The 2,779-nt window shown below is 71.5% G+C and carries 3 protein-coding genes; all 3 read left to right on the top strand.

The annotated features are described in order from the left end of the window. Positions 1-202 precede the first annotated feature (202 nt). A complete protein-coding gene (locus PROKR_RS16550; protein ID WP_036964785.1) occupies positions 203-1,081 on the top strand; it encodes a LysR family transcriptional regulator in 879 nt (292 codons plus the stop codon). Between the two features lie 138 nt (positions 1,082-1,219). After that, on the top strand, positions 1,220-2,194 hold the full coding sequence (gene kdgD / locus PROKR_RS16545) for a 5-dehydro-4-deoxyglucarate dehydratase (RefSeq protein ID WP_036964784.1): 975 nt from the start codon (positions 1,220-1,222) through the stop codon (positions 2,192-2,194). A 43-nt stretch (positions 2,195-2,237) separates the two neighbouring features. After that, a partial coding sequence (locus tag PROKR_RS16540; RefSeq protein WP_157602168.1) for an aldehyde dehydrogenase family protein occupies positions 2,238-2,779 on the top strand: 542 nt, incomplete at its 3' end.

The raw sequence follows: 2,779 nt of genomic DNA, 5'->3' as shown, positions 1-2,779 counted from the left end.
GCCGCGGCGGTGGCACCCAGGGCGACACGGCGGAGGCGGGGGCTACGGCGGTCAGGAGTTGTCATCACAGCTCTCCTCGTTGAGATCTTCGACGGGCATCTGCCGGTCGGGCGTTGAGCATAGGAAGCCCATACGATGCCTGTCTAAGCCTCTTACTGCATTGCCTGATACTCGGAATGCATCAATTCCCGGAAAGGCCATCGTGTACACCCTCGATCAGGTCCGCTGCTTCCTCGCCGTCGCGGAAGAGCTCCACTTCGGCCGCGCGGCAGAACGACTCAACATGACCCAGCCGCCTCTGAGCCGTCAGGTCCAGAAGCTGGAGCGCGCGGTCGGCGTCCCTCTGCTGGAGCGTGACAACCGGCACGTCGAGCTGACGACGGCCGGCACCGTGTTCCTCGAGGAGGCCCGGCGCCTCCTGACCGCCGCCGACGCCGCCCCGGCCCTGGCCCGCAAGATCGCCGCGGGCCGCGCCGGCGTGCTGCGCCTCGGGTTCACCGCCGCCTCGGGGTTCAGCCTGCTGGGCACGCTGGTTCAGGAGATCACCGACTTCATGCCCGACGTCGACCTGGACCTCCAGGAGCTGGTGACGATCGAGCAGATCGAGGCGATCCGCCGCGGCGAGCTCGACCTGGCGCTCGGCCGGCCGCCGTTCGACCAGGAGAGCTTCGACTCCCGGCTCCTGCTGTCCGAGGACCTCGTGCTGGCCGTGCCGCCCGGCCACGCGCTGACCCGCCTGGACCGTCCCGTGACCGCCGCCGACCTGCGCGAACAGCCCGTCGTCGGCCACCACCCCACCAAGGCGCGGTACTTCTACGACATGGTGGTGCGGTACATCGCCGTCGAGCACGGCAACGTGGTGCACGTCGTCAGCCAGATCCTGACGATGTGCTCGCTGGTCGCCGCAGGGCGCGGCGTCGCGTTCGTACCGGAGTCGGCGCGCCTGCTGGGCCTGCCGGGCGTGACGTTCGTGGAGCTCGACGTGCCGCACGGCGTCGTCGAGCTGCACGCCATCTGGGACCGGGGCTCGAAGAACCCGGCCCTGCACGAGTTCCTCCGCTACCTGCACCCCTCGTCCTGAGAACCGGCGATGCAGTTGCGGCATGAGTTGATGCCGTTTTGGGCTTGGACAGGCATCGTGGGCGGTTCTTACCGTGGCCGCGAGAACCTAGCCGATCAGCATGTCATCGCCGACGTCTGTCACAGGAGGGGGCCACCCTTGGCCACGTATGCACCCCGGGAGCTCGCCGTCGCCCTCAAGGACGGGCTGCTGTCGTTCCCCGTCACGCCGTTCACCGCGGACGGGCGGGTCGACGAGCAGCGGTACCGCGACCACATCGACTGGCAGTCGAGCTTCCGGATCGGCGGCCTGTTTGCCGCCGGCGGCACGGGCGAGGGCTTCAGCCTGACGCCGCAGGAGTCCGCCGAGGTGGTGCGGCTCGCTGTCGAGGCCGCCGCCGGCCGCACCCCGGTGCTCGGCAGCGCGGGCGGCAACACCGCCCAGGCGATCCAGAACGCGCGCGCCGCGCAGGACGCCGGCGCCGAGGGGCTGCTGCTCCTGCCGCCGTACCTCACCGAGGCCGACCAGGACGGGCTGCTGGAGCACGCCTCCGCCGTCTGCGCCGCGACCGACCTCGGCGTCATCGTCTACAACCGCGGCAATGCGATCTACTCCGCACAGACCGTCGCGCGGCTCGCCGAGCGCCACGCCAACTTCATCGGGTTCAAGGACGCGATCGGCGACATCGAGCACCTCACGCGCGTCTACGCGACCAACGGCGACCGCCTGTTCTACCTGGGCGGCCTGCCCACCGCCGAGACCTACGCCCTGCCGCTGCTGCAGCTCGGCATGAGCACCTACTCCTCGGCCATGTACAACTTCGTGCCCGAGTTCGCCCTGGAGTTCTACCGCGACGTGCGGGCGCAGGACCACGCGGCGGTCACCGAGAAGCTGCGTCGGTTCGTGCTGCCCTACCTCGACATCCGCGACCGTACCAAGGGTTACGGCGTGTCGATCGTCAAGGGCGGCATGAAGGTGGTCGGCCGCGACATGGGCAGCGTGCGCGCGCCCCTGCAGGACCTCACCGACCAGGACCTCACGGACCTCGGCGCCCTGATCGACGCCGCCGGGGTGCGCCCCGCCGTCGGCACCGCCGCCGTCGGCACCCCCGCCGTCGGCACGCCGGCCGGCTGACCGAACGCCCTCGGCTGACCCGAACGTCCTAGGAGACACTGCAATGACCCAGCTCACCGGCCACTCGATCGTCGCCGGCGCGCCCCTGCAGGGCACCGCCGGCACCTTCGCCGGGCAGGACCCGGCCACCGCCCAGGCGCTCGACCCCGCCTACTCCCTGCTCGACGAGGCGCAGGTCGCCCAGGCCACGGCCGCCGCGAACGAGGCCTTCGCCTCCTTCTCCGCCCTCGCCCCCGAGCCCCACGCCCGGTTCCTGGAGCAGGTGGCGGACAACATCGAGGCGATCGCGCCCGACGTCGTCGCGCGCGCCATGCAGGAAACCGGCCTCCCGGCGGCGCGCCTCACGGGCGAGGTCGCCCGCACCACGAACCAGCTTCGCCTGTTCGCGCAGGTCGTGCGCCAGGGCGACCACCGCGGCGTGCGGATCGACCCCGCCCTGCCCGACCGCACTCCCCTGCCCCGCGCCGACATCCGGCAGCGCAAGGTGCCCGTCGGCCCCGTCGCGGTGTTCGGCGCCAGCAACTTCCCGCTCGCCTTCTCCACCGCGGGCGGCGACACCGCCTCCGCGCTCGCCGCGGGCTGCCC

Source organism: Promicromonospora kroppenstedtii DSM 19349, assembly GCF_000515355.1.
Taxonomy (GTDB): Bacteria; Actinomycetota; Actinomycetes; order Actinomycetales; family Cellulomonadaceae; genus Promicromonospora; species Promicromonospora kroppenstedtii.
This window is presented reverse-complemented; position numbering and strand designations above follow the sequence as displayed.